The sequence below is a fragment of the Fulvivirga sediminis genome (assembly GCF_016757215.1).
Taxonomy (GTDB): domain Bacteria; phylum Bacteroidota; class Bacteroidia; order Cytophagales; family Cyclobacteriaceae; genus Fulvivirga; species Fulvivirga sediminis.
The window spans coordinates 16,740-42,794 of record NZ_JAESIY010000004.1 but is presented as its reverse complement, the minus strand read 5'-3'; the positions used below and the strand labels follow the sequence as shown (position 1 = coordinate 42,794).

19 protein-coding genes are annotated in these 26,055 nt (G+C 37.7%); 18 read left to right on the top strand and 1 reads right to left on the bottom strand.

The window, feature by feature from the left end; translation table 11 throughout:
* Positions 1 to 35: 35 nt before the first annotated feature.
* Positions 36 to 1,313: a metal-dependent hydrolase family protein gene (locus JL102_RS07950; protein WP_202243839.1), complete on the top strand. Its 1,278-nt coding sequence runs from the start codon at positions 36 to 38 to the stop codon at positions 1,311 to 1,313.
* A gap of 37 nt (positions 1,314 to 1,350) precedes the next feature.
* On the opposite strand, the gene JL102_RS07945 is transcribed toward JL102_RS07950, so the two are convergent.
* Positions 1,351 to 1,884: a DUF4924 family protein gene (locus JL102_RS07945; protein ID WP_202243838.1), complete on the bottom strand. Its 534-nt coding sequence runs from the start codon at positions 1,882 to 1,884 to the stop codon at positions 1,351 to 1,353.
* 169 nt (positions 1,885 to 2,053) lie between these two features.
* Between JL102_RS07945 and lepA the strand changes: the two genes are divergently transcribed.
* The 17 genes from lepA to JL102_RS07860 all read left to right on the top strand — a co-directional run bounded on the left by lepA (position 2,054) and on the right by JL102_RS07860 (position 26,000).
* On the top strand, positions 2,054 to 3,838 hold the full coding sequence (lepA, locus tag JL102_RS07940; protein ID WP_202243836.1) for a translation elongation factor 4: 1,785 nt from the start codon (positions 2,054 to 2,056) through the stop codon (positions 3,836 to 3,838).
* A gap of 34 nt (positions 3,839 to 3,872) precedes the next feature.
* On the top strand, positions 3,873 to 4,766 hold the full coding sequence (locus JL102_RS07935) for a bifunctional 5,10-methylenetetrahydrofolate dehydrogenase/5,10-methenyltetrahydrofolate cyclohydrolase (RefSeq protein ID WP_202243834.1): 894 nt from the start codon (positions 3,873 to 3,875) through the stop codon (positions 4,764 to 4,766).
* A 61-nt stretch (positions 4,767 to 4,827) separates the two neighbouring features.
* Positions 4,828 to 6,735 carry an OmpA family protein gene (locus tag JL102_RS07930; RefSeq protein ID WP_202243832.1) on the top strand — a complete coding sequence of 636 codons (1,908 nt, stop codon included), beginning with the start codon at positions 4,828 to 4,830 and terminating at the stop codon, positions 6,733 to 6,735.
* A 164-nt stretch (positions 6,736 to 6,899) separates the two neighbouring features.
* Positions 6,900 to 9,917, top strand: a complete 3,018-nt coding sequence (locus JL102_RS07925; protein WP_202243830.1) for a SusC/RagA family TonB-linked outer membrane protein — start codon at positions 6,900 to 6,902, stop codon at positions 9,915 to 9,917.
* A 12-nt stretch (positions 9,918 to 9,929) separates the two neighbouring features.
* Positions 9,930 to 11,360, top strand: a complete 1,431-nt coding sequence (locus JL102_RS07920; protein ID WP_202243819.1) for a RagB/SusD family nutrient uptake outer membrane protein — start codon at positions 9,930 to 9,932, stop codon at positions 11,358 to 11,360.
* On the top strand, positions 11,360 to 12,598 hold the full coding sequence (locus tag JL102_RS07915; RefSeq protein ID WP_202243817.1) for a hypothetical protein: 1,239 nt from the start codon (positions 11,360 to 11,362) through the stop codon (positions 12,596 to 12,598). The genes JL102_RS07920 and JL102_RS07915 overlap by 1 nt, the downstream gene beginning before the upstream one ends.
* Before the next feature lie 617 nt (positions 12,599 to 13,215).
* Entirely contained in the window at positions 13,216 to 16,347 is a 3,132-nt protein-coding gene (locus JL102_RS07910; RefSeq protein ID WP_202243816.1) for a SusC/RagA family TonB-linked outer membrane protein, read from the top strand.
* A gap of 13 nt (positions 16,348 to 16,360) precedes the next feature.
* A complete protein-coding gene (locus JL102_RS07905) occupies positions 16,361 to 17,950 on the top strand; it encodes a SusD/RagB family nutrient-binding outer membrane lipoprotein (protein ID WP_202243814.1) in 1,590 nt (529 codons plus the stop codon).
* A 69-nt stretch (positions 17,951 to 18,019) separates the two neighbouring features.
* Positions 18,020 to 18,967 (top strand): DUF1735 domain-containing protein, encoded by a 948-nt coding sequence (locus tag JL102_RS07900; protein ID WP_202243811.1) that lies wholly within the window; start codon positions 18,020 to 18,022, stop codon positions 18,965 to 18,967.
* A 345-nt stretch (positions 18,968 to 19,312) separates the two neighbouring features.
* Positions 19,313 to 19,789: an Lrp/AsnC ligand binding domain-containing protein gene (locus JL102_RS07895; protein ID WP_202243810.1), complete on the top strand. Its 477-nt coding sequence runs from the start codon at positions 19,313 to 19,315 to the stop codon at positions 19,787 to 19,789.
* Positions 19,790 to 19,904: 115 nt separating this feature from the next.
* The gene (sufB, locus tag JL102_RS07890) at positions 19,905 to 21,350 is read left to right on the top strand and encodes a Fe-S cluster assembly protein SufB (RefSeq protein ID WP_202243809.1); all 1,446 of its coding nucleotides are present in this window, start codon (positions 19,905 to 19,907) and stop codon (positions 21,348 to 21,350) included.
* A 74-nt stretch (positions 21,351 to 21,424) separates the two neighbouring features.
* The gene (gene sufC, locus JL102_RS07885) at positions 21,425 to 22,186 is read left to right on the top strand and encodes a Fe-S cluster assembly ATPase SufC (protein WP_202243808.1); all 762 of its coding nucleotides are present in this window, start codon (positions 21,425 to 21,427) and stop codon (positions 22,184 to 22,186) included.
* A gap of 12 nt (positions 22,187 to 22,198) precedes the next feature.
* Positions 22,199 to 23,530 (top strand): Fe-S cluster assembly protein SufD, encoded by a 1,332-nt coding sequence (gene sufD / locus JL102_RS07880; protein ID WP_202243805.1) that lies wholly within the window; start codon positions 22,199 to 22,201, stop codon positions 23,528 to 23,530.
* A gap of 3 nt (positions 23,531 to 23,533) precedes the next feature.
* The gene (locus JL102_RS07875) at positions 23,534 to 24,781 is read left to right on the top strand and encodes an aminotransferase class V-fold PLP-dependent enzyme (RefSeq protein ID WP_202243804.1); all 1,248 of its coding nucleotides are present in this window, start codon (positions 23,534 to 23,536) and stop codon (positions 24,779 to 24,781) included.
* Entirely contained in the window at positions 24,781 to 25,215 is a 435-nt protein-coding gene (locus tag JL102_RS07870) for a SufE family protein (protein WP_202243803.1), read from the top strand. The genes JL102_RS07875 and JL102_RS07870 overlap by 1 nt, the downstream gene beginning before the upstream one ends.
* 12 nt (positions 25,216 to 25,227) lie before the next feature.
* Positions 25,228 to 25,557: an SUF system Fe-S cluster assembly protein gene (locus tag JL102_RS07865; protein WP_202243802.1), complete on the top strand. Its 330-nt coding sequence runs from the start codon at positions 25,228 to 25,230 to the stop codon at positions 25,555 to 25,557.
* Positions 25,558 to 25,583: 26 nt separating this feature from the next.
* Positions 25,584 to 26,000 (top strand): BrxA/BrxB family bacilliredoxin, encoded by a 417-nt coding sequence (locus JL102_RS07860; protein ID WP_202243801.1) that lies wholly within the window; start codon positions 25,584 to 25,586, stop codon positions 25,998 to 26,000.
* Positions 26,001 to 26,055 lie beyond the last annotated feature (55 nt).

Sequence of the window (26,055 nt, the reverse complement as noted above, 5' to 3'; positions counted from 1 at the left end):
CTTGTGATATTGGTTTTTTGATTATATTTTACTTTATGAAAAAGATCTACCTACTCCTATTGAGCTTATTGATGGTGAATGCTCTCTATGCCCAACAAACATTGATTTATTGTGGAAACCTGATAGATGGCAAAAGTGACAAGGTGCAGCAGGAGATGACTATTTTGGTGGTGGATGAAGAAATTGTAGAAGTAAAAAAGGGATACGCTAAGCCAGCCTCAGGAGATCAAATCATCGATCTAAAAGACAAAACAGTTTTGCCAGGACTGATGGACATGCATGTTCACCTGGAGGGAGAGGCCAGCCCAACTTCTTATATTGATGAGTTTAAGTTAAATGAGGCTGATATTGCTTTTAATGCCACGGTATACGCTAAGCTTACGCTAATGGCTGGGTTTACTACGGTTAGAGATCTGGGTGGAAGCGGAGTTAATACGGCTTTGAGAGATGCCATTAATTCAGGCAAGGTAATAGGGCCTAGAATATATTCTGCAGGTAAGTCCATAGCTACTACTGGCGGCCATGCGGATCCTACTAATAGTTACAGACATGATCTGATGGGAGACCCAGGCCCGCATGATGGTGTTATTAATGGGCCATATGAGGCAAGAAAAGCGGTGCGCCAGAGATATAAAAATGGAGCAGATGTAATAAAAATAACCGCTACAGGTGGCGTACTGAGTGTTGCTAAAGATGGCTCTGGCCCTCAATTTCAAATGGATGAGTTGGAGGCCATTGTACAGACGGCTAATGAATATGGAATGATCACCGCAGCGCACGCACATGGAGCTGAAGGGATGAAACGTGCCGTACAGGCAGGAATTACTTCTATTGAGCATGGTACCCTAATGACTCCTGAGATTATGGATTTGATGAAAGAAAAAGGCACCTATTATGTGCCTACCATTTCGGCTGGCAAGTTTGTAGCGGAAAAGGCAAAAATTGAGGGTTTTTATCCTGCGCTGGTAGTGCCTAAAGCATTAGCTATTGGCCCGAAAATACAAAGCACCTTTGCAGAAGCTTATAAAAGAGGTGTTAACATTGTTTTTGGTACAGATGCAGGAGTATTCCCTCATGGAGATAACGGAAAGGAATTTGGATATATGGTGGAAGTAGGAATGCCTCCGATGAAGGCTATTCAGGCTGCAACCATTATTCCTGCGCAAATGCTTAGAATTGATCAGAAATATGGCTCTATTGAAAAAGGTAAAATGGCAGACATTATAGCTGTAAATGAAAATCCATTAGAGAATATCCACACTATGGAAGAAGTGGTGTTTGTGATGAAGGGCGGTGAAGTTTTAAAGAGGTAGGGTAGGCAGAGGATTTATAGCTCTGCCAGGTGATTCTTTAATTATCACTCAAAAAATTCTTCTGTTTATATTTAAAACTCAAGTATGAAAGAACATCTCCAAACGAATTGATGCCAGGCATAAGCTCCTGAGGAACCTCACGGCCATTCATGCGAGCCAGTAGCAATCCATAAATCCCATTTAAGCATATTTGAACTTCATCTGTAATTTGCCCTTGAGCTATTTCAAGACTTTCTTTTATATAAGGAGCAGCGTTATCATAAATTTTTTTAAACTCTTCATTGCTAGTCTTTAGATCATCCATCATTCTTGATAGGTGTTCTACATATTTTTGTACGGTTGATAAATGGCCCTTTTCATGTATCTCTTCCTTTTTCATTTGAGCCATTATTTCTAGGTACCACTCTGCCATTTCAGCCTTCTCTTCCTCACTTACGGGGAAGTGTTTTATTACGTATTGTTTAATGAGCTCAATGTCAAATTCATATACTCTGATCAGATCTTCGGTCTGGTACATGTAAATAATATATTCTGAAATGTTGTTCTGCTTTTTATTTTCGGCTATGTTCATACTGATCAGTTTTTTGAAAGAAATACAAATATTAAAAACTTGAGATTAATGACTTTAATTTTCTGTTAATAATTAGTATTCTGCAATGTTAGTTAAGTACATATAAATATCTACCTTTGCACTTTTAAATTCTGCCAGTTAGAATCATATAGAGAGGAAACATTCATACATGGAGCAAATAAGAAACTTTTGTATAATAGCCCATATTGACCACGGTAAAAGTACGCTGGCCGACAGGCTTTTACAATCAACAGGAACTGTAAACGAACGCGATATGCAGGCGCAGTTGCTTGATGATATGGATTTGGAGCGTGAGCGTGGTATCACTATTAAAAGTCATGCTATTCAGATGGACTATGTTCATGAAGGGCAGACTTATACTTTAAACCTGATAGACACTCCAGGGCACGTAGACTTTTCTTACGAAGTGTCACGTTCTATAGCTGCCTGCGAAGGCGCTTTGCTCATAGTAGATGCCGCTCAGGGTATTGAGGCTCAGACTATTTCTAACCTTTATCTGGCTTTAGAACACGATCTGGAAATAATTCCTGTGCTTAATAAAATTGACCTTCCTAGCGCTATGCCTGAGGAGGTTACTGATGAGATTGTAAGTCTTATCGGGTGTGATCCTACTGACGTTATTCATGCCAGTGCTAAAGAAGGAATAGGTATTACTGATATCCTTGAGGCTATCATTCATAGAATTCCTGCACCCAAAGGCGATCTTCAAAAACCATTAAAGGCGATGATCTTCGACTCTGTATTTAATCCATTCAGAGGAATAGAAGTATACTTCAGAGTATTTGATGGTGAAATTAATAAAGGAGACAAAGTAAAGTTTGTAAATACAGGTAAAACCTACGAAGCAGATGAGATTGGGGTGCTAAAATTACAGCAGCAGCCAAAAGATACCATCAAAGCCGGCAACGTAGGATATATCATCTCAGGTATTAAAGTGGCCAAAGAGGTGAAGGTTGGAGATACCATCACTCATGTTAATAAGCCATGTGAGGCTGTAAAAGGTTTCGAAAATGTGAAGCCAATGGTATTTGCGGGTATTTATCCTGTAGAAACTAGTGAGTTTGAAGAGCTTAGGGCTTCTATGGAGAAACTTCAGCTCAACGATGCTTCATTGATATGGGAACCTGAAACATCTGCCGCTCTGGGATTTGGGTTCCGATGTGGTTTCCTGGGAATGCTGCATATGGAAATTGTGCAGGAAAGGCTTGAACGTGAGTTTGATATGACGGTAATTACTACCGTTCCTTCAGTTCAGTTTCATGCAGTGAAATCAGATGGCACCATTATTAAAATTAATGCTCCTTCAGAAATGCCGGAGCCGAATACTATCTCTCATATAGAAGAGCCTTTCATAAGAGCTCAGATAATCACTAAAGATGAGTTTATAGGTAATATCATCAGTCTTTGTATGGACAAGAGGGGTATTATTAAAAATCAGGTTTACCTAACTACAGAAAGGGTAGAGCTTACTTTTGAGCTGCCTCTATCTGAAATTGTATTTGACTTCTTCGATAAACTAAAGACACTGTCTAAAGGATACGCTTCTTTGGATTACGAACTTATTGGTTTCAGGCAATCTACTATGGTGAAACTTGATATTATGCTTAATGGTGATAGAGTAGATGCTCTTTCAGCCATTGTGCATAGAGACAAGGCGTATGAATGGGGTAAGAGATTGTGCGAAAAACTGAGAGAGCTTATCCCTCGTCAAATGTTTGAGATCGCTATTCAGGCCTCTATTGGAACTAAAATCATCGCCAGAGAATCAGTGAAAGCCATGAGAAAGAACGTATTGGCAAAATGTTATGGTGGTGATATTAGCCGTAAGAGAAAACTTCTGGAGAAGCAGAAGAAGGGTAAGAAGCGTATGAGACAGGTCGGTAACGTAGAGATACCGCAAGAGGCATTTATGGCTGTATTGAAATTAGATTAACATTTTATATTCAAATAAATAGTAAATATTTCTAATGTCTGGAGAAACTATCATTCTTGACGGTAAAAAAGTTGCCGATGATATTAAAGAGGAGATTGCAGAACAAGTAACAAAAATAGTTGATCAGGGAGGTAAGAGGCCTCATTTGGCTGCTATACTAGTAGGGGATGATGGTGCTAGTCATACCTATGTAAATAATAAGATTAAGTCTTGTAAAAAAGTAGGGTTCGAATATACGCTGCTTAATTTTCCTGATAGCATTAGTGAAAATAAACTCATGTCAGAGATTGAGCGTATAAATGCTGATGATGATATTGATGGTTTAATAGTGCAGTTGCCATTGCCAGAGCATATTTCATCTACTAAGGTTACAGAAAGAATAATGCCTGAGAAAGATGTAGATGGTTTTACTAACCTTAATTATGGTAAAATCACCTCCAAAAACCCTGGGTTAATGCCTGCTACTCCTTACGGAATTGTGGAGCTATTGAAAAGGTATGATATAGATATTCAGGGTAAGCATTGTGTGATGGTGGGTAACAGCCGCACAGTGGGGGCGCCAATGAGCATTATCATGTCTTACCATGAAAATGCTACAGTCACCGTTTGTCATATTCATACCAACAATCTTGAAGAGCATACAAAAAAGGCAGATATCCTCATTGTAGCAACTGGTAAGCCAGGTCTTATTAAAGGAGATATGGTGAAAGAAGGGGTAATTGTGGTAGACGTAGGTATTACCAGAATAGCTTCTGATGAAGCCTCTAAAGGGTATGTTTTGAAGGGTGATGTTGAATTTGATGAGGTAGCGCCTAAGTCAAGCTACATCACACCTGTTCCTGGTGGAGTAGGTCCTATGACTATTGCTTCTTTGTTGCTAAACACTTTAAAGGCGTCTCAGAGTAGAGCAAAGAGTAAAGTGGTTTAATTCCTTTTTCTTTATGGTATTTCTCGTTTCAGATTCATAAGTTTACTATGAACGAAACAACATGAAATTTTTTACCATACTAATAGGTTGCCTTTTTTGCTTTTTAGGGTCTTCTTTCGCTCAGTTTCATACTAAGTCAAAGAAGGCTATTGCGTATTATAGAGAAGCGGATAATCACCGTGTAAGAGCTCAGTATCAGGCCGCTGAAGAATTCCTTCGGCTGGCCTTGAAAAAAGATGATGAATTTCAAGAGGCGTATATGCTTCTGGCATTGGTTTATCAGTCTACTGGCCGGCTAGAGGAAGCAGAGAAGCAAATGACTCATGCCATCTCTCTAGATGAAAAAAATCCCCTAGTATTATTTGAACTATCTAAGCTCTATTTAAGGCTTGGGAAGTATCATGAGGTGCTTGAAACCATAAATAGCTATCTGGCATCTTCACCTACCAATAGAAATCGAATAAGAGATGCAAAAAAGATAAAGGAGAATGCAGAATTTGCTGTTCAAAATTTGAATGACCCTTCTTTATTTAATCCCCATCCGCTAAGTGATACTGTTAATGCCTTTCCTACGCAATATTTTCCGATAGTTACAGTAGAACAAAACGCTATTATATTTACTCGCAGGTTAGGAGCATCTATGGATTATGATGAAGATCTGGTTATAAGCTATAAACAAGAAGATGGTAGCTGGGGCTTCGCTAAGGGCTTGTCCAGAACTATTAATACCGATGGTAATGAGGGAACCTGTACCTTGTCGGCTGATGGGCGAACTCTGATATTTACCTCATGCTTTGGTAGACCTGGTTATGGTAGTTGTGACCTATATATGAGTAAAAAAATCGGAGATGATTGGACTGATCCTATTAATCTAGGGCCAAAGATTAATACTCGGGCCTGGGAGTCTCAACCCTCGCTTTCGGCTGATGGTCGCACACTTTATTTTGTCTCCAACAGACACCGTGGAGACGTGGGTCATAGAGATATATATGTAAGTTATAAAGATGAGAACGATGAGTGGACATCTCCAGAGAACTTAGGAGAGGCTGTAAATACTATTGGAGAGGAGGTCTCGCCTTTTATTCATCCGAATGGAGTAACATTATATTTTGCCTCTAATGGACATACAGGTTTTGGTGGGTATGATATTTTTAGTTCTGAGAAAACAGAAGATGGTTGGTCTCCTGCTAAAAATGTGGGATACCCTATAAATAATAGTGAAGATCAGCTGTCGCTATATATTACGGCGGATGGTACTAAGGGGTATTATTCGCATGAAGATTTGTTAGTTGATCAAAGGAGAAGCATACTCTATGAGTTTGATGTGCCAGCTGATTCAAGGATAAAATATAAGACTTCCTACGTTAAAGGTCAGGTGTTCAATGCTAAAACCAAAGCTCCCATCAGTGCTAAAATTGAACTATTTGATTTGAAAAGAAATAAAAAAGTCTCTCAAGTAAGTTCTGACTCAATAAGTGGAGATTACCTTATCGTTTTGACAGAGGGAGCTCAATACGGGCTCTATGTTGAGAAAAGTGGCTATTTGTATAAAAGCCTTTCCTTTAACTATGAGAAACGAACCGAAGAACCTGTTACTGTGGATATCTATCTTGATCCAATTAGTTTAGGAATGAAGGTGGTATTAAACAATATTTTCTTTGAGTTAGATAGCTATGAGTTGCATAACGCATCTTCAACTGAATTAAATAGATTAATAGATTTTTTGGATAAAAACCCCTCTGTAAAAGTGGAAATCGGTGGTCATACCGATGATTTAGGCTCGAAAGAATATAATCAGAAGCTTTCATTGAGAAGAGCTCGGTCTGTTTATGATTACTTGATAAAAAATGGAGTTACTCCCAAAAGACTTACTTACAAGGGATACGGACAGTCTATCCCGGCTTACCCTAACACCACCGATGAAAACCGTCAGCTCAATCGTAGAATAGAGTTTAAAGTGATGAATTAAGGTAAAACGCCCTTATGTGGTAAAAAGCTTTCTTTTACCATATTTTGTTTTGTTTTTGAGGTTATTTTCGATAAAATATTATTTAATTTTTGAATATTTCATGAAATAATATTTATATTGAATGCAGATGTACTAACAAACATTTAAAAACTAAACAAAACAATATGAAAAACTTTTTACTATTGAGCTTTTTGCTGCTGTTTCTATTCTCGTCTAACCAGACGTGGGCGCAGCAACGAACGGTCTCTGGGAAGGTGACCTCATCGTCCGACGGCGTTGCTCTGCCGGGAGTCAATGTAGTCGTGAAGGGTACCACCACAGGTACGGTAACTGATATTGATGGTAACTATACTTTATCCGTTCCTTCTGACGGGGGAGTACTTACATTTTCTTTTATAGGATTAGCGTCTCGTGAAGTACAAATAGGTTCACGATCATCCATAAACGTTGAAATGGATGAGGATGCGAAGCAATTGAATGAGGTGGTGGTTCAAGCCTATGGTCAGCAATCTGAAAAACTTAATATTCAGCAAGTTGAAACTGTTGGATCAAATGCCATAGAAAATAGACCAATACTGAGTCCTCAGGAGGCTTTGCAAGGGCAAGCTGGAGGTGTTCAGGTTATGGGGTCTTCTGGTACGTTAGGTACGGCTCAAAATGTGAGGATTCGAGGTGTAACCTCGATAACTTCTGGAACACAACCATTATATGTAATTGATGGAGTGCCTCTTAATGATAACTCAGCAGGAGGAACGGGTTATTCTGGGACAGCAGGAGGTGGTTCTGCTCTAAACCCAATATTTGACCTTAACCCCAATGATATTGAGTCTATGACGGTTTTGAAAGATGCATCAGCTACCGCTCTTTATGGGTCAAGGGGTGCTAATGGGGTAATAATTATTACAACAAAAAAAGGTGCACGAGGTGAGAAAACTAAATTCTCAGCTAACTATTTTACTGGTTGGTCAGAGGCTACGGTATTTAAAGATGTACTAAGCGCAGATCAATTTAGGCAATTCCGAGCTGACTACAGTACAGCTACTGGTACTCCAGCAACTCCGGAAGATTTTAATCAAGGCGGATTTGATTGGTTAGATGGTGTTACTAAGACAGGAAGAACGAATTCATATAGTATGTCTGCCAGAGGAGGAACTGAAAAAACAGCTTTTTATGTAGGAGGTACATACATGAATGCTGATTCATATCAAATAGGAAATGAAGTAGAAAAGTTGAATGGTCGCTTTAATTTGTCACATCAAGCGAGCGATGCAGTAAGCTTAGGTTTTAACTTAGGTATTTCTAGATTAGATAATGATAGATTTTTTCAAGAAAACTCTACAGGTTCACCTTTAACAGTAGCTTATTTACAGCTACCATATGTGGAGCCTTTAGATGAAGATGGCAACCCCACGAATGCTGGTTATGGTAACCCTATTTACGAGCAAGAAATGAATAAATTTCAGTTTATCTCTAGAAGGAATACTGGAAATATTTATTTGCAGGTGAAGCCTATAGAGAATTTGATTTTGAAAACAGACTGGGGAATTGATATGATCCAAACAGAAACAACTTCTCGTGATGTTGACTTCTTTAGTCCGGGAGGATATGCATATAAAGCTGTTGTGCAGGATAATAAATGGTTAAATACGAATACAGCAAATTATAATTTCGGCTTTGGGGAAAGTAATTTTTCTGTATTAGCAGGATTTAGTTTTGAAACCTCTAAAAGGAATGATATTACTGTTGAAGGGTCAGGTTTCGTTTCTGATGAATTGCCAAATGTTGGTTCTGCAGGTACTCCAACTACAACTTCGGCTACAGGGGCAGAATGGGCCCTCTTCTCAACATTCGGTCGTTTAAATTATGATTTAAAAAATAAATATCTTTTCGAGGCAAGTATCAGAAGAGATGGTTCTTCAAGATTTGGAAGCGGCAATAGATTTGGGGTGTTTTGGGCTGTGTCTGGTGGATGGTTGATTAGTGATGAAGATTTTTTTCCTGAATCAGGACTAATTAGCTTCTTGAAGTTGACGAGTAGTTATGGTACGAGTGGTAACGATAGGATAGGGAACTATGCTTCTTTAGGACTTTACACTGGGGGTAGAGACTACAATGGTAACCCTGGTATAGAAGCTTCTCAAGCGGCTAACAGTGATTTGACTTGGGAGCAAACAGCACAATTGGATATAAGCTTAGATGCTAGGTTTTTCAGTGATAGGTTGAGAGTTAATGCTAGTTGGTATCAAAAAAATACGACTGACTTACTTTTGTCTGTTCCTGTTCCAAGAACCACTGGCTTTACTTCTAGAATCCAGAATATTGGAGAGGTGGTAAATAGAGGTATTGATCTTACTATAGCAGGTGATGTCATTGACAACAATGGGTTGAAGTGGACAATAACGGGTAATTTAGGTTATTTGCATAATGAAGTGTTGTCTCTTCCTGAAGGAAGTAGTGAAGATCTTGATGGTAATAAATTCGTAACTCAGGCATCATTTAGTTCTCAAAGAGCAGTAGAGGGTAGATCAATCAATGAGTGGTTTTTAGTTAGATATAAAGGCGTTAATCCTGAAACTGGAGACCCCGAATGGCTTGATAAGAATGGAGAGGTTACGAATACACCGAATAATCCTGATGACCGTGTATTCGCTGGATCTGCCTTGCCTAAGTTTACAGGAGGTTTAACAAACCAATTATATTATAAAGGCTTTGACTTGAGAGTTTTTGTGAATTTTGTTTCTGGGGGTAAAACTTACTTAGCAGATAATGAATTCTCGAATAATATAGCTAGTGGTGGGTTTAACCATACTAGAGATGTGCTTAATTACTGGACTAAGCCAGGAGATAAGACTTTCGCTCCTTACCTTGGTAGCGAATACATAGCTAACTTTGACAACGAGTCAACATTACACTTATTTGATGCTAGTTATATAAGGGTGAAAAATATTACTTTAGGCTATAAGATTCCTCAGAATATCCTTGAAAAAAGTCGTTTCTTATCAGATGCCAGAGTATATGCTATGGTTCAAAATGCATTTACATTCGCGAGTGATTTGATGGATGAGGGGACAGACCCTGAAGTTAGTAATGGAGGAACTTCAAGTAATTCAGCTCAAGCAGAATCTTTCTATACTTCTCCACAATCTCGAACATTTACCGTAGGTGTTTCACTAGGATTTTAATTGATGAATATTATGAAATATAAATTTATATATATCGTATTAGCACTATTGGCAATTCAAGCTTGTAGTGAAAAAGATTTAGAATTGTTCCCTGAGCAATCTTTGTCGGATGAGTCTGCATTTGCAGATGCGAATGCTGCTCAAGGGGTTTTATTTGGGACTTATAATCTATTACAAGATTTGCATGTCTTTGGTTCACAGCCACAAATTGTGTCAGATTATTGTACGGATAACGTGAATTTTGTAGGCTCGTTCCCCTCGCTTCAAGAATTTAACCTATATACAGTGGCGGCAAGTAACTCTACTGTGACTGAAGTGTGGCAAGATACCTATGAAGCGATCTTATCGTCTAATGCAATAATTGCTAATGTTCCTAATATTGAAGACCCTACTTTAACTGAGGAAAGGGCTAATTCTTTAATCGGAGAAGCTCACTTTATTAGGGCTATTTGTTACTTTTTATTGGCGGATATATATGCTCAGCCTTATCAGGTTGAATCGGGAAATAATCTGGCGGTTCCATTAGTAACAGAACCATTTACAGGAGAAATTATTCTTTATGAGAGGGCTACGCTAAATCAGATACACGCATTAATCGAATCTGATTTATTAGAGGCCCAAGCGTTGCTTCCAGAAGTTATAGCGCAGGGAAGGGCCTCAAGTATAGCTGCTGCTGCTTTATTAAGTAGGTTAAAACTGTATAGAAATGAGTATGCTAAAGCTATTGAGTATGCAGATGTTGTAATGGCGTCTAGTAAGTATAGTATGGCTACTGATTTTACTTTCTATAATAGGTTAAGTCCAGAAATTATTTTTTCTATAGAAAATACAGCCATTGATTTTGAAAATCAAGGAGATGAAGAGTCTGGTTCAGGATCTTGGGATGACTATTATGTTGGAAGTACTGATGGTGGTAGGGGAGATTGTCCTTTTTCTAAAGATTTAATGAATGCTTTTGAGGCTGAAGCGGGTGATAGGAGGTATGATTTAAAGGAGCCAGGTAAGACGTTTAGTGGAGAAGATGCCATTTTTACAACAAAATATAATGATGGTGTAAATAATACTAGTGATCCTGCCTTGATAAGATACACCGAAATTATGCTTAATAAAGCCGAAGCTTTGGCTGAGCTAAATGGAGTGGATGCTGAGGCTATTTCTTTGCTCAATATGGTTCGATCGAGAGCTGGGCTTGAGAGTAGAACAGTAGCTGATTTTGGTAGCGGTTCTGCTCTTGTAAGTGCAATTTTGCTTGAGAGGCGTAAAGAGCTAGCTTTTGAAGGTCATAGAAGAATGGATTTGTTAAGAAAAGGTTTGCCTTTGAGGACATCCTCATCTGTTCCTGCTAGTGTAAAAGGTTCTCCAGGTGTTAACGTAACAGCAGGTGACCCGTTAGCTATTTGGCCCGTGCCACAGGCGGAACGTGACGTTAATCCTAATTTATAATGAAGAATATAATTGATATGAATAAATATTTGAAATATTGTATACTGGCAGTAGCTGTCTTGGGGGTATTTAGCTGTGGTGATGATGATGATGATTATCCTGCATCACAATTAGTTCCGGAATTAGGGATAGTGTATAGTGAAGGCTCACTTGGAGGTGAAGATGATGATTTGATGTTTGCGGAAGGTGATACCGCTGTCATTGTAGTAGGCTTATTTAGTGGTAGGTTAGCAACCAGTGACATTGATATTAACTGGAGTGAGAATGGAGGGCTAGATAGACGAGGTACTGTGACTATTACAGAGGGTACTAGTAGAGCAGAAATTAGATTGATTTATCCCGAGAATGAGGTGATTAATGAAGATATGGATATAGAGCTTTCTATTTCTAGTGATGGAGATATACCTGTTAAGGCAGAAAATGGTAGCTCAATAAGTTTTGAGGTTAAAGATGATAAAAAGTTTTTTTCATTAGGAAATAGAACTAGTGTTAAAGTTGATACTATTTCTATATTAGAGTCTGCTGGTATGGTGAAATTGCCTTTAAATTATCTGAGTTCCGTAAATGAAGCAGTGGATGCCAATATCACATTTACTTTTGAAGTAGATGCTGCAACTACTGCAGGGAGTAATACGGATTATAGGTTTTCTAATACTACATACTCCTACCAGGTAAACCCGAAAGATCCTAAAGATCCTTCTGTAATGATTGATTTAATAGATGATTTTGATGACGATGCTGTGGTTTATTTGAAAATAAACTTGAAGAGCGTAACAAGTTCTAATGAAGAAGTAATTTTTGTTGATTCACTTGCAAATAGTGTGGTTTACAAAATAGAAAATGATTATAAGGATTTTTCTTTTCAATCAGGTGATACGCTAATGATCAATAGTGCTGGGGTGTTCAATTTGCCAATGGCCTATACAGGAGACTTGCAAGAAAAGGTTGCTTCGGCAACCATAGATTTGCGAGGACCAGATGTTGCTGATGTTGATGAGTATTTCACCTTGGTTAATCCTGTTGGTTTTATTCAAGGAGACTCTGAAGGTGAGTTTTCTTTTGAGATTGACGGGGCTCTGTTTACTGAATTAGCTGCCGAGGAAGAAGCTACTACATATTATGTGAACTTATTTATTGCAGATATTCAGACTACAGTGGTTAGTGATGAGGTTCGTATAGCCACTGAAAATAGCGTCGTTCCAATTAAAATTATTGTGCCTCCTATAAAGAAAGAATAGTGCATAAATGCTGTTTTATGCGATTAATAATAAAAAAGGAGACCTTTTGGTCTCCTTTTTTATTAAAATATTGTCCCGTCCTAAAATGGAGTATACTTATTATTGGTCATTCTTTAACTTCTTTTAATTTGAGATCAGGTTTTTAGAATGATCTAAATTCTATAGAGAATATCCTGTCTAGTTTGTAGGCAAGCGTTATGTACGTATATAAACGCAATAATTAGCATCTTACTCTAAAAGTTTTTTTAACTATATTACTCGTAATTATTTTTGCTGAAATAGTTTCCTCATAAAACGAAGTAAATAGTCCCTTTTCTACTTATTTTTTTACTTCCTTGGCCCTGAGAGATTTCCAATACCTCTTTAAATTTCTTTGCCAATTTTAATGATTCAGAAATAGTAGTTCAGTGCATTTTTTGACTCATCTAAGTTTTCTCTATTATGATTTTTCTTGCAGGGCTTTAAATCCAAATTAAAAGTTTGATTATTGTTAAAATAAAATATAAAATTCTAACAATATGAATTAATTCAAAATAATAGTTTGATTATTATTCGTATTTAATACGTTTATCATATAGATTAGTTACGTAAAATTATTTTCTACCTAAACAAAACAAATGAGAAAGTTTTTACTACTAATTTTCATGATTGCGTCTTTGATTCTTGAGAAGGATCTATATGCGCAAGGAAAAGCGGTGTCAGGTACAGTCACTTCAGAAGAAGATGGTTCTGCGCTTCCTGGGGTCAATGTAGTACTTAAAGGTACTACAACAGGAACGGTGACTGATCTTGATGGCTCTTTCCGGTTAAATATTCCGGAGGAAAATGGAACGCTAGTGTTTTCATTTATTGGATTAAGAACCAAAGAAGTGGAAGTGGGCTCGCGTTCGAAGCTGGATGTTAAAATGTCTGCTGATGTTACGGAATTAACTGAAGTGGTTGTTACTGCGGGTGGTGTTGAGGCCCGAAAAAAGGAAATGGGGTACAGTGCTACCACCTTAAAGACGGATGATATCACTAAGGCAAAACCTGTAAATGCTGCTCAAGGCTTGACGGGTAAAGTAGCAGGGTTGCAAATTAATACCATTTCCAGTGGTGTTAATCCGAATGTAAGAGTGGTGTTAAGAGGTAACCGATCTTTAACGGGTAACAATGAAGCGTTGATAGTAATTGACAATGTTATTGTGCCTAATGATGTGTTGAGTACTTTGAATCCGCAAGATATTGAAGAAATGACAGTGCTTAATGGAGCTACGGCCGCAGCTCTATATGGTTCTGCTGCTTCTAATGGTGCATTGGTTATTACAACCAAAGGTGGCCAGGCGGGAAAACCGAAGATAAGCGTGTCGCATACGGTGAATGTTGAGAGAGTGAGTTTCTACCCTGAAATGCAGAATCAATTTGGTTCTGGTACAGCCGGCGGTTATCCTACGCAATATGTACCTTACGAGAATCAGCAATATGGACCTGCTTTTGATGGTTCTATTAGGCCGATTGGCAGAACGTTAGAAGATGGTAAAACTATTCAAGAAGTAGTTTATTCTCCTAATGATGATAAGAAAGATTTTTGGGATACGGGTGTTACTAATCAAACAGATTTTTCAATAGCTGGTGGGAGTGAGAAATCTCAAACTTATTTTTCAGTTCAATATTTAAAAACCAAAGGAACTACTCCTGAAGATGAGTACACAAGAGCTTCTTTTAGGCTAAACGGATCTCAGGATTTTAGTGATAATTTTACACTATCATACAATACGAGTTATATCAGAAATAAGTATGATATCACCACGGCTACAGCTGTTCTTTATGATAATCTTCTGCAGACCCCAGCGCACATTCCTTTAACAAAGTACGAAGATTGGGAGAATGATCCTTTTGCTAATCCTAATGGATATTATAATGAATATTATGATAACCCTTATTGGACGGTAGATAACAATAGAGAGGATAGAAAAGATAATTACTTTATAGGGAACCTTCAGCTAAAATATGATCCTTTAAAATGGTTAGGTGTTACCTATAGAATTGGTGTTACTTCCAGAACCAGAACATCCAAATATAAGTACGGTAGTTTTACTTTTTCTGATTATACTAAATCGATTTCCTCGGCTAAAACTGATATTGTTGGAGGTATGAGTGACTATAGTTTTACTTCTTCTCAAGCTATTTCTGATTTGCAAATTTTGCTAAAAAAATCTGTTGGAGATGATTGGTTCTTTAGCTTTTTAGCGGGTAATACCATAAGAATTAATCAGTCTAAAGCAATGAGCATATCAGGAGATGGGTTGGTGACTCCGGGTTTATACAATATTTCAAATAGGTTAGGTCAGCCATCAGCTTCTGAGTCAAATTATGAAGCGCGTCAAGTGGGTACTTATGGGCAATTTAAAATAGCGTTTAAAGATTATCTGTTTTTAACCGCTACAGGAAGAAATGATTGGGTTTCAATTTTGGCTCCTGATAATAGATCTTTTTTCTATCCTTCTCTAGCTCTTTCATATGTAGCCTCTGATGCTCTTGCTATTATTTCAGAGAGTAATTTTATTGATCAACTCAAGTTAAGAGCTTCATGGTCTAAGGTAGGACAGGTGAACCTGGGTAACAAAGATAATTTTGGAGCTTATGCTTTGTCCTCTACATTTAGTCCGTCAGATGGATTTCCTTATGGTAGTTTAGCTGGCTATGTGCTAAATGATCGTATTGTGTCTCCGAGCCTTAAGCCTGAGATGACTACCGGATACGAGGCAGGCGTAGACTTCTCTGTTTTAGACAACAGAGTGTCAGGTTCAGCTACATGGTATAAAACAGCAACTACGGATCAGACAGTGGCTACAGGAGTATCAACTACCACTGGCTTCTCTTCATATTTACAAAACACGGGCGAAGTTGGTAACGAAGGAATAGAAACTTTGTTGAATATCGTTGCCTACAAGAATGATAATATTCAGGTAAATGTTGGAGCCAATTATACTTATAATGATAATTGGGTGGAGTCTATTAGTAGTGACCTTACTCGCCTTCAGCTTTCTACAGGAGGAAATGCTCAGGTTTATGCCGTGAAAGGGGAGTCGTTTCCTGTCTTATTAGGAACTAGCTATAAAAAAGATGATCAAGGTCGTGTAATTGTGGATGCTGAAACCGGTTATCCTTCAACTAGTGATGATTTGGTTAATTTAGGAAATACTGTGCCTAAGCACAGATTGGGGCTAACTGGAGGTCTCAATTATAAGAATTTTAGTTTATCGGTACTCTTTGAGTATAGAGGAGGCTATAATATATTATACAATGGAGGTAGTAGTTATGATTTTTCTGGTTCTGCTATTACTACTACTTATTATAATAGAGAAAGATTTGTGTTTCCTAATTCGGTATATGAAGATCCGGAGAACCCTGGTTCGTATATCGAGAATACCAATATTACCATTGAAGATGGAGGTTCTACGTTCTGGTCAAGTGGTAGTTATCGTAGAAACGTAGCTGAGAATTATGTGGTGTCAGGAGATTATTGGAAGTTGAGAGAAGTGGCAATTAGTTATAACCTACCTGCGTCCATTTTAGCCAAAACTAAAGTGATTCAAAGTGCGAGTTTGACTTTGCAAGGTCGTAACCTGTTTTTATGGACTCCCAAGTCTAATATTTATACTGACCCTGATTTTAATTTCAGTGATGGTAATGCAATAGGGATTGTGACTTTGTCTTCTACTCCGCCTACTAGATTTTATGGAGCCACCCTTTCTCTTACATTTTAAAGAATTATAGCTTATGAAATATATTAAATACTTATTTGTCTGCGCTGCAGCACTGATAATCGTATCTTGTAATGATTTTTTAGGAGATAATGAAAATCCTAATATTCCTACAGAAGCCTCTCCTGAAGTAATTTTACCTAATGCTTTAACTAGTACGGCAGCATCCACTCGGTATTTTAGCTCAACTGCCGGATGGGTGGTGGGGATATTCGTTAATGCGGGTGGTTACGGCGGCTGGGGAGATGTGGTTTACTATAACTACACTACAGGTAGTCATTCTGGTCCTTGGGAAAGTGTTTTTGATGATCTTAATAATTATCAATACATAATAGAGCAGACAGAGGCAGATAGCACGCAAGCTTATGCTAATGGTATAGCCAAAGTAATGAAGGTTTACAATTATCAGATGCTGGTAGACTTCTATGGAGATGTGCCATATACGGGTGCATTAAGAGGGTCGGATAACCTAATGCCGACATATGATCCTCAGGAAGAGGTGTATCAAGATTTAGTTCTTACCTTAAATGAAGCCATTGATCAATTTCAAAATTCTGAGTATTCTAATTCTCCTGAAAAAATAGATGTTATCTTTAAAGGAGATATGAAATCCTGGATTCTATTTGCTAATACCTTGAAGTTGAGATTATTGATTCGGGTGTCAGGTACTACTCTTGCCTCATTTGCGAAAGCCCAATTTGCAGGTATGGAAACCATTGGTTTCTTGGATAAAGATGTAGTGGTTAATCCTGGTTATGGAGAGGTGTCTGGTCAGCAAAATCCGTATTGGGAAACATATGTGCAAAATGCTAGTGGTACTGCCTCTGGCTCAGGAAGGTCTAGTATAGCAAGTAAATATGCCTACACTTTTTATGATGGAACGAAAATAAGTGACAGGTATAGAGGTAAGGTAGTTTACAGAGAGTTTGGAGAAACTCCAATTGGTCAGCTAGGGGAGCTTAATAATAATCCAACTGCGCCAGATTCACCAAATCCAGTTTGGTTGAGTAATTATAAGAATCATGTAGGAGTGCTTAAAGGTCCTAATGCAGGTGTAGCGCTGATGTTAGCTTCAGAAAGCTATTTTCTTCAGGCAGAAGCATATTTAAAGAACTTTCTGCCGGGAGATGATGAAGCGGCTTTTAATCGTGCAATAAAAGAGTCATTCAGGTATTTATATGAAGATGCTTCAGGTAATATTGGTGCTAATGAGGATCTTGATGAGAAGGAGGAGGTAGTGTTTAATGTAGATACTGATCTGGCTGCTTATTTACAAGAGAATGATGAAAACCGCTTGGTCGATTATTCAGCCGCCGCCACCAATGAAGAGAAGCTGGAAGCTATTATAACTCAGAAATACATAGCCCTTAACTTTTTAATGGCACAAGAGGCTTGGAGTGAGTTTAGACGTACAGGTTATCCATCAGTAGCCAATGGATCAACCAACCCTGAAGCCACTTTTGCCTCGTTGTTATCTACATCACCAAGGGCTGATAGATTGCCCATCAGATTTTTATACCCGGCGAGTGAATTTCAACTGAATAGTGGTAACGTGCCTTCAGGCGTTAGTCAATTTACCACGCCTATATTCTTTCAAGGAGAGTAGTTATAATAAATCAAAGAAATTGAAAACATGAAAAAAGTAAAATGTAAATATTTAATAATGTTATTATCTATGTCTTTGATAATAACATCTTGCTTGGACGAAGATCCCATGATGGATCCAGGTCAAACCGAGGGTATTGTGGAGCTGTTAGATATATCGGCCTTAACGAGTAATATAACGGGCTCCAACCTGCCTCATATATATAATAACTCATATACTATATTAGAGAAAACATCTTTTGACGTTATTGTTAGCTACTCTGGGGCTTATACAGCTCCAGAGGATTTATCTATAGAGATTGATATCGATGAGGAGCTTTTGAATAGCTACAATGAGGATTTGAAAGCGTATCAGGATGAAAATCCGGATGAAGATATTCAGTTATTTCAGTTGCTACCCGAATCTTTATATACTTTGCCTGAGAATGGAACCTTTAATTCGCTAATTCCGAAAGGTGAAAAGAAAGATAGTATAGAAGTTATTTTGCATACCCCTGATTTTGAACCTGGGGTGAGTTATGCCATTCCATTAACTATAAAATCTTCTTCAGCAGGTACAGTTAGCGGCAATTTTTATCAGGCCATCTATGTGGTAAGTGCAAGAAATCAGTACGATGGTATTTATGAAATTATCGCAGGCTCTATTACCAGGAATTCGGCTAGTGGGCCTGATCCTAACCTGGGTGGAGAGTATAAGGAAGGGTTAAAAATGAATTTGGCTACACGAGGGGCAAATAGTTTATTGATTGAGCCTAAGTGGCGTGATGGAAGCAACGTTGGAGGGGTAGATAATACGCAAATATCAGTGGCTAGTAATAATGAGGTTACTGTCTCTTCAGATAATGACACTATGAAAAATACTACAGGGTCGCTAAACGTGTATTATCCAGATGGTTTGAGTGACGATTCGCAAGACAAGAAGGCTCCGACATTTGTTTTAAATTTTGACTGGGGAAATGATCCTAATACCAGGGTGATTCAAGAGCTTACTTTAAGATACGTGGGACCAAGAGATTAATGATTCGTTAATCTTTAACAATAAAAAAGGAGGCTTAAAAGCCTCCTTTTTTATTGAATTATAATTAAGATTTGAGCTAGCTGTAGGGGGAGGATTCGAACCTCCACGGAGCAGTTAGTTCCTATTGCTATTGGATGCATTAAGGACTTTATCCTCTATTCTCCACCCTCGAGACCGGAGGGCATGTCTGCCAGTTTCAACACCCTACAGTGTTTGTTTTTGATAGTTCAAAGGTAATAAAGTGGCTTTATTTTTAAAAAAATATTAACTAATAGCTTAAATATTTGCAATATTTTTAATATAATTGAGTAATGAATAAAAGCTACACAATTAAAGAATATTTTTATGCCAGCGAATTACGAAATTGACAATGTAGATCTTAAGATTCTGGAAATCTTATTGAAAAATGCAAAAAAACCATATACAGAAGTAGCCAAGCAAGTATTTGTATCTGGCGGTACTGTGCATGTGAGGATGAAGAAATTAGAGGATATGGGGGTAGTGGAAGGGACAACTCTCAAAATCGATTATACTAAACTGGGATATGATATTACTGCTTTCATTGGCATATTTCTATCTAAAAGTGAACTGTATGATCAGGTGATAGCAGCCTTGAAACAAATTCCAGAGATTATCAATGTTCATTATACTACAGGTAATTATAGCATGTTTGCTAAAATTTACTGTAAAGATACTCAGCATCTCAAGGATGTGCTCCATGATAAAATACAGCGAGTGGAGGGTATTGTTAGGACAGATACCATGATTTCATTAGAAGAAAGCATAAATAGAAATATTCAGCTGGAAATGAAAGAACATTGAGTTTACCTATGAATCCATAGCATTTATCAATCTCAAAAAAGGCTTAATTTGGAACCTTAAAGTATAGATTTTGTTGTACATTTGCGTATCAATTTGACATTAGTCTAAATACTGTATGAGCAAAGACAACGAAATTTTAGAACAGTTTACCTCTAAAGAATATGAGCACGGATGGAATATTGATCTGGAAGCAGATCAGGCTCCTAAAGGACTCAGTGAAGAGATAATACACTTTATTTCAGCCAAAAAAGAAGAGCCACAATGGCTACTTGATTGGAGATTAAAGGCTTATCGTGCCTGGACTAAAATGGAAGAGCCAGATTGGGCTAACGTAAAGTTTCCTAAGATAAACTACCAGGATATTATCTACTACTCTGCTCCTAAGCAAAAGGTTAAGCCTAAAAGCTTAGATGAGATCGATCCTGAGTTATTGGATACTTTTAAAAAACTTGGTATTTCTTTAGAAGAACAAAAAAGACTTACAGGTGTAGCGGTAGATGCAGTTTTAGATAGTGTGTCAGTAGCTACTACCTTTAAGGATAAACTAGGAGAACTAGGAATTATCTTTTGTTCTTTTAGTGAAGCGGTAAAGGAACATCCGGAATTGGTTAAAAAATACCTCGGTTCAGTGGTTCCCCAAGGAGATAACTATTTCTCAGCATTAAACTCAGCAGTATTTACTGACGGCTCATTTTGTTATATTCCTAAAGGCGTTAGATGCCCAATGGAATTAAGTACATATTTCAGAATTAATGCGGCTAACACAGGTCAGTTTGAGAGAACTTTGATCGTAGCAGAGGAAGGTTCATATGTGAGTTACCTTGAGGGCTGTACAGCTCCTCAAAGAGATGAAAATCAGCTTCATGCCGCTGTAGTTGAAATTTACGTTCAGAAAGATGCAGAAGTAAAATATTCAACCGTACAAAATTGGTATCCTGGAGATAAAAATGGTAAAGGTGGTATATATAACTTCGTTACCAAAAGAGGTATATGTGCAGGAGACAATGCAAAACTTTCATGGACACAAGTAGAAACCGGCTCTTCGGTAACTTGGAAGTACCCTTCTTGTATTCTCAAAGGAGATAATTCTACTGGAGAGTTTTATTCTGTTGCTGTTACCAATAATATGCAACAGGCTGATACTGGTACCAAAATGATTCACATTGGTAAAAATACCAAGTCAAGAATTGTCTCTAAAGGTGTATCAGCAGGTAAGTCTCAAAACAGTTACAGAGGCCAGGTTAAAGTAATGAAAAGAGCTGAAGGTGCTCGTAATTTCTCTCAGTGCGATTCTTTATTGATGGGAGACCAGTGTGGAGCGCATACTTTCCCCTACATAGATGTAGAGAATAAATCAGCACAGGTAGAACACGAAGCTACCACTTCAAAAATTGGAGAGGATCAAATCTTTTATTGTACCCAAAGAGGCATAGATGAAGAAAGTGCTATAGCACTTATTGTGAATGGATACTGTAAAGAGGTTCTTAACCAGCTGCCAATGGAATTTGCTGTAGAAGCGCAAAAACTGTTGGCCTTAACTCTTGAAGGCAGCGTGGGATAATGCCCATTTAAACGAACTTATCACTAGTTCTGTATTTAAAGTAAATCACTTAGAAAATAACATACACTTATAGAATGCTTAAGATAAAAAACTTACACGCATCGATAGAAGGCAAGGACATACTCAATGGTATTAATTTAGAAATTAAGCCTGGAGAAGTTCATGCTATCATGGGACCTAACGGATCAGGAAAAAGTACGTTGGCTTCTGTATTAGCAGGTAGAGAGGAATATGAAGTTACTGATGGCGAAATCGAGTATCTTGGAAAAGACCTACTTGATCTTTCTCCTGAAGATAGAGCGCGTGAAGGTGTGTTTTTGGCATTTCAATACCCTGTAGAAATACCGGGGGTAAGCACTACTAATTTCTTGAAGACTGCTATTAATCAGATTAGAGAGTATAGAGGACAAGAGCCTTTAGATGCCGTTTCTTTTCTAACTACAATGAAGGAGAAAATGAAATTGGTAGAGATCGATCAGGCTTTGCTTAGCAGATCTCTAAATGAAGGGTTCTCAGGAGGAGAGAAAAAGAGGAATGAGATATTTCAGATGGCTATGCTTGAGCCTAAGCTTTCTATATTAGACGAAACAGATTCAGGTTTAGATATTGATGCTCTGAGAATAGTAGCAAATGGTGTTAATAAACTTAAAACAAGTGAAACCTCTACCATCGTGGTTACTCACTATCAGAGGCTTTTAGATTATATTGTTCCTGATTTTGTGCATGTATTGTACAAAGGAAAAATTGTAAAAAGTGGAGATAAAAACCTTGCTCTGGAGCTAGAAGAAAAAGGTTATGATTGGATTAAAGAAGAGGTAGATACTGCTACTGCGTAGAACAGTTATAACATGAGTGAAATCTTAAAAGAAACAAGTCTGGAAGATAAATTTATTACTCATTTCAACGAACTTGAGTCTAGGATTAATGGAGAGAGTAAGTCAGCTTTTCATGATATAAGAAAAGAGGCACTTGAGTCATTTAAGACCCTAGGGCTACCTGATAAACGAAATGAAGAATATAAGTACACCCCAGTGCAAAGGGTGCTTAAAAAGAACTTTGATTTTGGTGTAGTTGGTGAGCAAGCAACCCTTTCTGCAGATGAGATAAGGGATAACTATATCCCAGGGTTGAAAACTAACACCTTGGTTTTTATCAACGGTGTATTTTCAGAGAAGCATAGTGAGATTATTAGTAAGGATATCATCATCAAAGATTTTAATCTTGCATTAAAAGAGAATAAGGAAGATATAGAAACTTATTTGGCTAAATATGCTGATTATAAGGAAGATGCTTTTGTTGCCTTAAACACAGCTTTGGCAGAGAACGGTTCATTTATAAAGTTGGAAAACAACAAAGTTATTGAAGAGCCTATCGCTTTATATTTTATAAATGATGCTAAAAGTAAGGAGGTGCATTCTCAACCAAGAAACCTCTTTATCGCGGGTAAAAGTAGTCAGGCTTCATTTATAGAGGTGTTTAAAACTACAGGAGAGCAAGCAAGCTTTACTAATGTAGTAACAGAAGTAGTGGTAAATGAAAATGCTCATATTGACTATTTCAAAATTCAAAATAACGAAAATACGTCCTATCATGTAGGTACTACTCATGTATGGCAAGATCGTTCTAGTTATTTTGCAGGTTATACTTTTACCCTAAGCGGTGCTTTGGTAAGGAATAACCTCAATATCATTATTGATGGAGAAGGCTGTGAGTCGCATATGTTTGGATTATACCTTTTAAATGGTAGTACTCATGTGGATAATCATACAGCAGTAGACCATAGAAAGCCCAATTCATTTAGTAATGAGCTATACAAAGGCATTTTGGAAGATCAATCACATGGCGTGTTCAATGGTAAAGTTTACGTGCGTCAGATTGCTCAAAAAACCAATGCTTTTCAATCTAATAAAAATATATTATTAAGTAATGAAGCAATCATAAACACCAAGCCTCAGCTGGAAATATGGGCTGATGATGTGAAATGTTCACATGGTTGCACTACAGGTCAGTTAGACGAAGAAGCATTATTTTATCTTCAATCTAGAGGAGTAGGTAAGGAAAGGGCCAGAGTATTGTTACTCTATGCTTATGCTGCCGAAATTCTTGAGAATATAAAATTAGACCCCCTTAAAGACTACCTGGAAGGCTTAGTGTCTGAGAGATTGCATAAAAATTTTTAAAATATGGCTGAAGTAAGTCAGGAAAGTAAGAAAGTTCTTGATATACAGGAAATTCGTAAAGAATTTCCTGTTTTAGATCAGGAAGTAAATGGAAAACCTCTTGCCTATTTTGACAATGCGGCTACTACACAAAAACCTCTACAAGTTATACAAGCTTTAGAGGATTATTATAAAGGCTATAACGCTAATATTCACAGAGGCATACATACACTGGCAGAGAGAGCAACCAAGGCTTTTGAAGAAACCCGTGTAGTATTACATCAGTTTTTAAATAGTAAAGAGAAAGAAGAGATCATCTTTACAAAGGGTACTACTGATTCAATTAATCTTGTAGCTTCTTCTTTCGGAAGGCGATTTATCAATGAAGGCGATGAGATTATAGTTTCAGGTTTAGAACACCATTCTAACATTGTTCCTTGGCAGATATTGGCAGAAGATAAGAAGGCAACTATAAAAGTGATTCCTGTTCTGGATAACGGGGAGCTTGATTATGAGGCTTTTGAAAAACTGATTTCCAAGAGAACCAAAATGGTAGCGGTAAATCATGCCTCTAACAGTTTAGGGACTATTAATGATCTGCCAAGAATAATAAAAGCAGCTCACCAGGTAGGAGCTAAGGTGCTTGTAGACGGTGCGCAAGCCACTGCTCATATAGCATTGGATGTGCAGTCTTTGGATTGTGATTTTTATGCAATATCAGCTCATAAGTTTTATGGGCCTACTGGTGCCGGTGCATTGTATGGAAAGAGAGAGCTTTTAGAAGAGATGCCTCCTTATCAAAGTGGAGGGGAAATGATAAAAGATGTAAGCTTCTCTGGAACTACCTTTAATGATATTCCGTATAAGTTTGAGGCAGGAACGCCAAACATAGCAGACATAGTGGCACTCAAGGAAGCTGTTAATTTTGTTAATCGACTAGGCAAGGAAAATATAGCATCGCATGAGATGAACTTGCTTAAGTATGCTGTGGAGGGGTTGTCCACTATCAAAGATCTGAAACTTGTAGGTACTGCCGCTGAAAAGGTGAGTGTCCAATCTTTCATAATAGATGGTGTGCACCATTTTGATATAGGGCAGATGTTAGATGCAAGAGGTGTAGCCGTGAGAACAGGCCATCACTGTACACAGCCCTTAATGGAGAGTTTCGGAATAGAAGGAACCGTAAGAGCTTCTTTCGCCGTTTATAATACTGTAAGTGAAATAGATAGTATGATTGAAGGGCTTGGAAGGATAGTAAAGTTTATGAAATAATGGCAGATAGCGTAAAAGATATTCAAGATCAAATTATAGAGGAGTTTTCTATTCTGGATGGGGATATGGAAATGACCAACTTCTATATTATGGAACTTGGCCAGAAGCTGGATCCTATGGACGAGGAAAAGAAAACTGATGATAATATTGTGAAAGGATGTCAATCAAAGGTATGGCTTACTGCATGGCTGGAAGAGAATAAAGTGTTTTTTAGTGCAGACAGTAATACAGCCATTACTAAAGGGCTGGTAAGCTTACTTACCAGAATATTCTCAGGACAGACTCCAGATGATATTATTAATGCAGATCTTTATTTCCCTCAGGAAATAGGCATGGACCGATTCATTGGTACTCAGAGATCTAATGGATTTGGTGCTATGATTAAGCAGATGAAGCTATATGCTTTAGCGTTAAAGAGTAAGATAGAAGCCTAAACTTGAATTGATATGAGTGAAGAAACTAAGCAGGTAGAAGAAACCTTACGGGATAAGGTGGTAAATGCACTAAAAACAGTGTATGATCCTGAAATTCCTGTTGATATATATGAATTAGGTCTCATTTATGAGATTAGTGTACACCCAATTGATAATGTGTACATTTTAATGACCCTTACATCTCCTAATTGCCCTGCAGCAGAGTCAATCCCTGCCGAAGTAGAGGCAAGTATAAAGAGTATTGAAGGAGTTAATGATGTGAATGTAGAAATCACTTTTGATCCTCCTTACACTCAAGATATGATGTCTGAGGCAGCCAAATTAGAATTAGGATTTTTATAAATAATTAGAATAAAAAAAATAGAGATATGTACCCAGAAGAATTAGTAGCCCCAATGAGAACTGACCTTACTCAGGTTGGTTTTAATGAGCTTACAACAGCGGAAGAGGTTGATAACCATTTGAAAGATCATAAAGGAACTACTCTTTTAGTGATCAATTCTGTTTGTGGTTGTGCAGCTGGAGCCGCTAGGCCAGGAGTAAAGTGGGCCGTTCAGCAAACTGATAAGAAGCCTGACAACTTGGCTACAGTATTTGCAGGAGTGGATAAAGAGGCAGTGGAGAAAGCTAGAGAGTATACCTTACCTTATCCTCCTTCTTCTCCATCTATAGCCCTTTTTAAGGATGGTGAGTTGGTGCACTTTGTAGAAAGACATCATATTGAAGGAAGAAATGCAGAAATGATCGGCAATCACTTGCTAGCAGTCTTCCAAGAGTTTTGTTAAGCACTTGCCAGATTAATTAATGAAAGAGGAAAGCTTTTGAAGCTTTCCTTTTTTA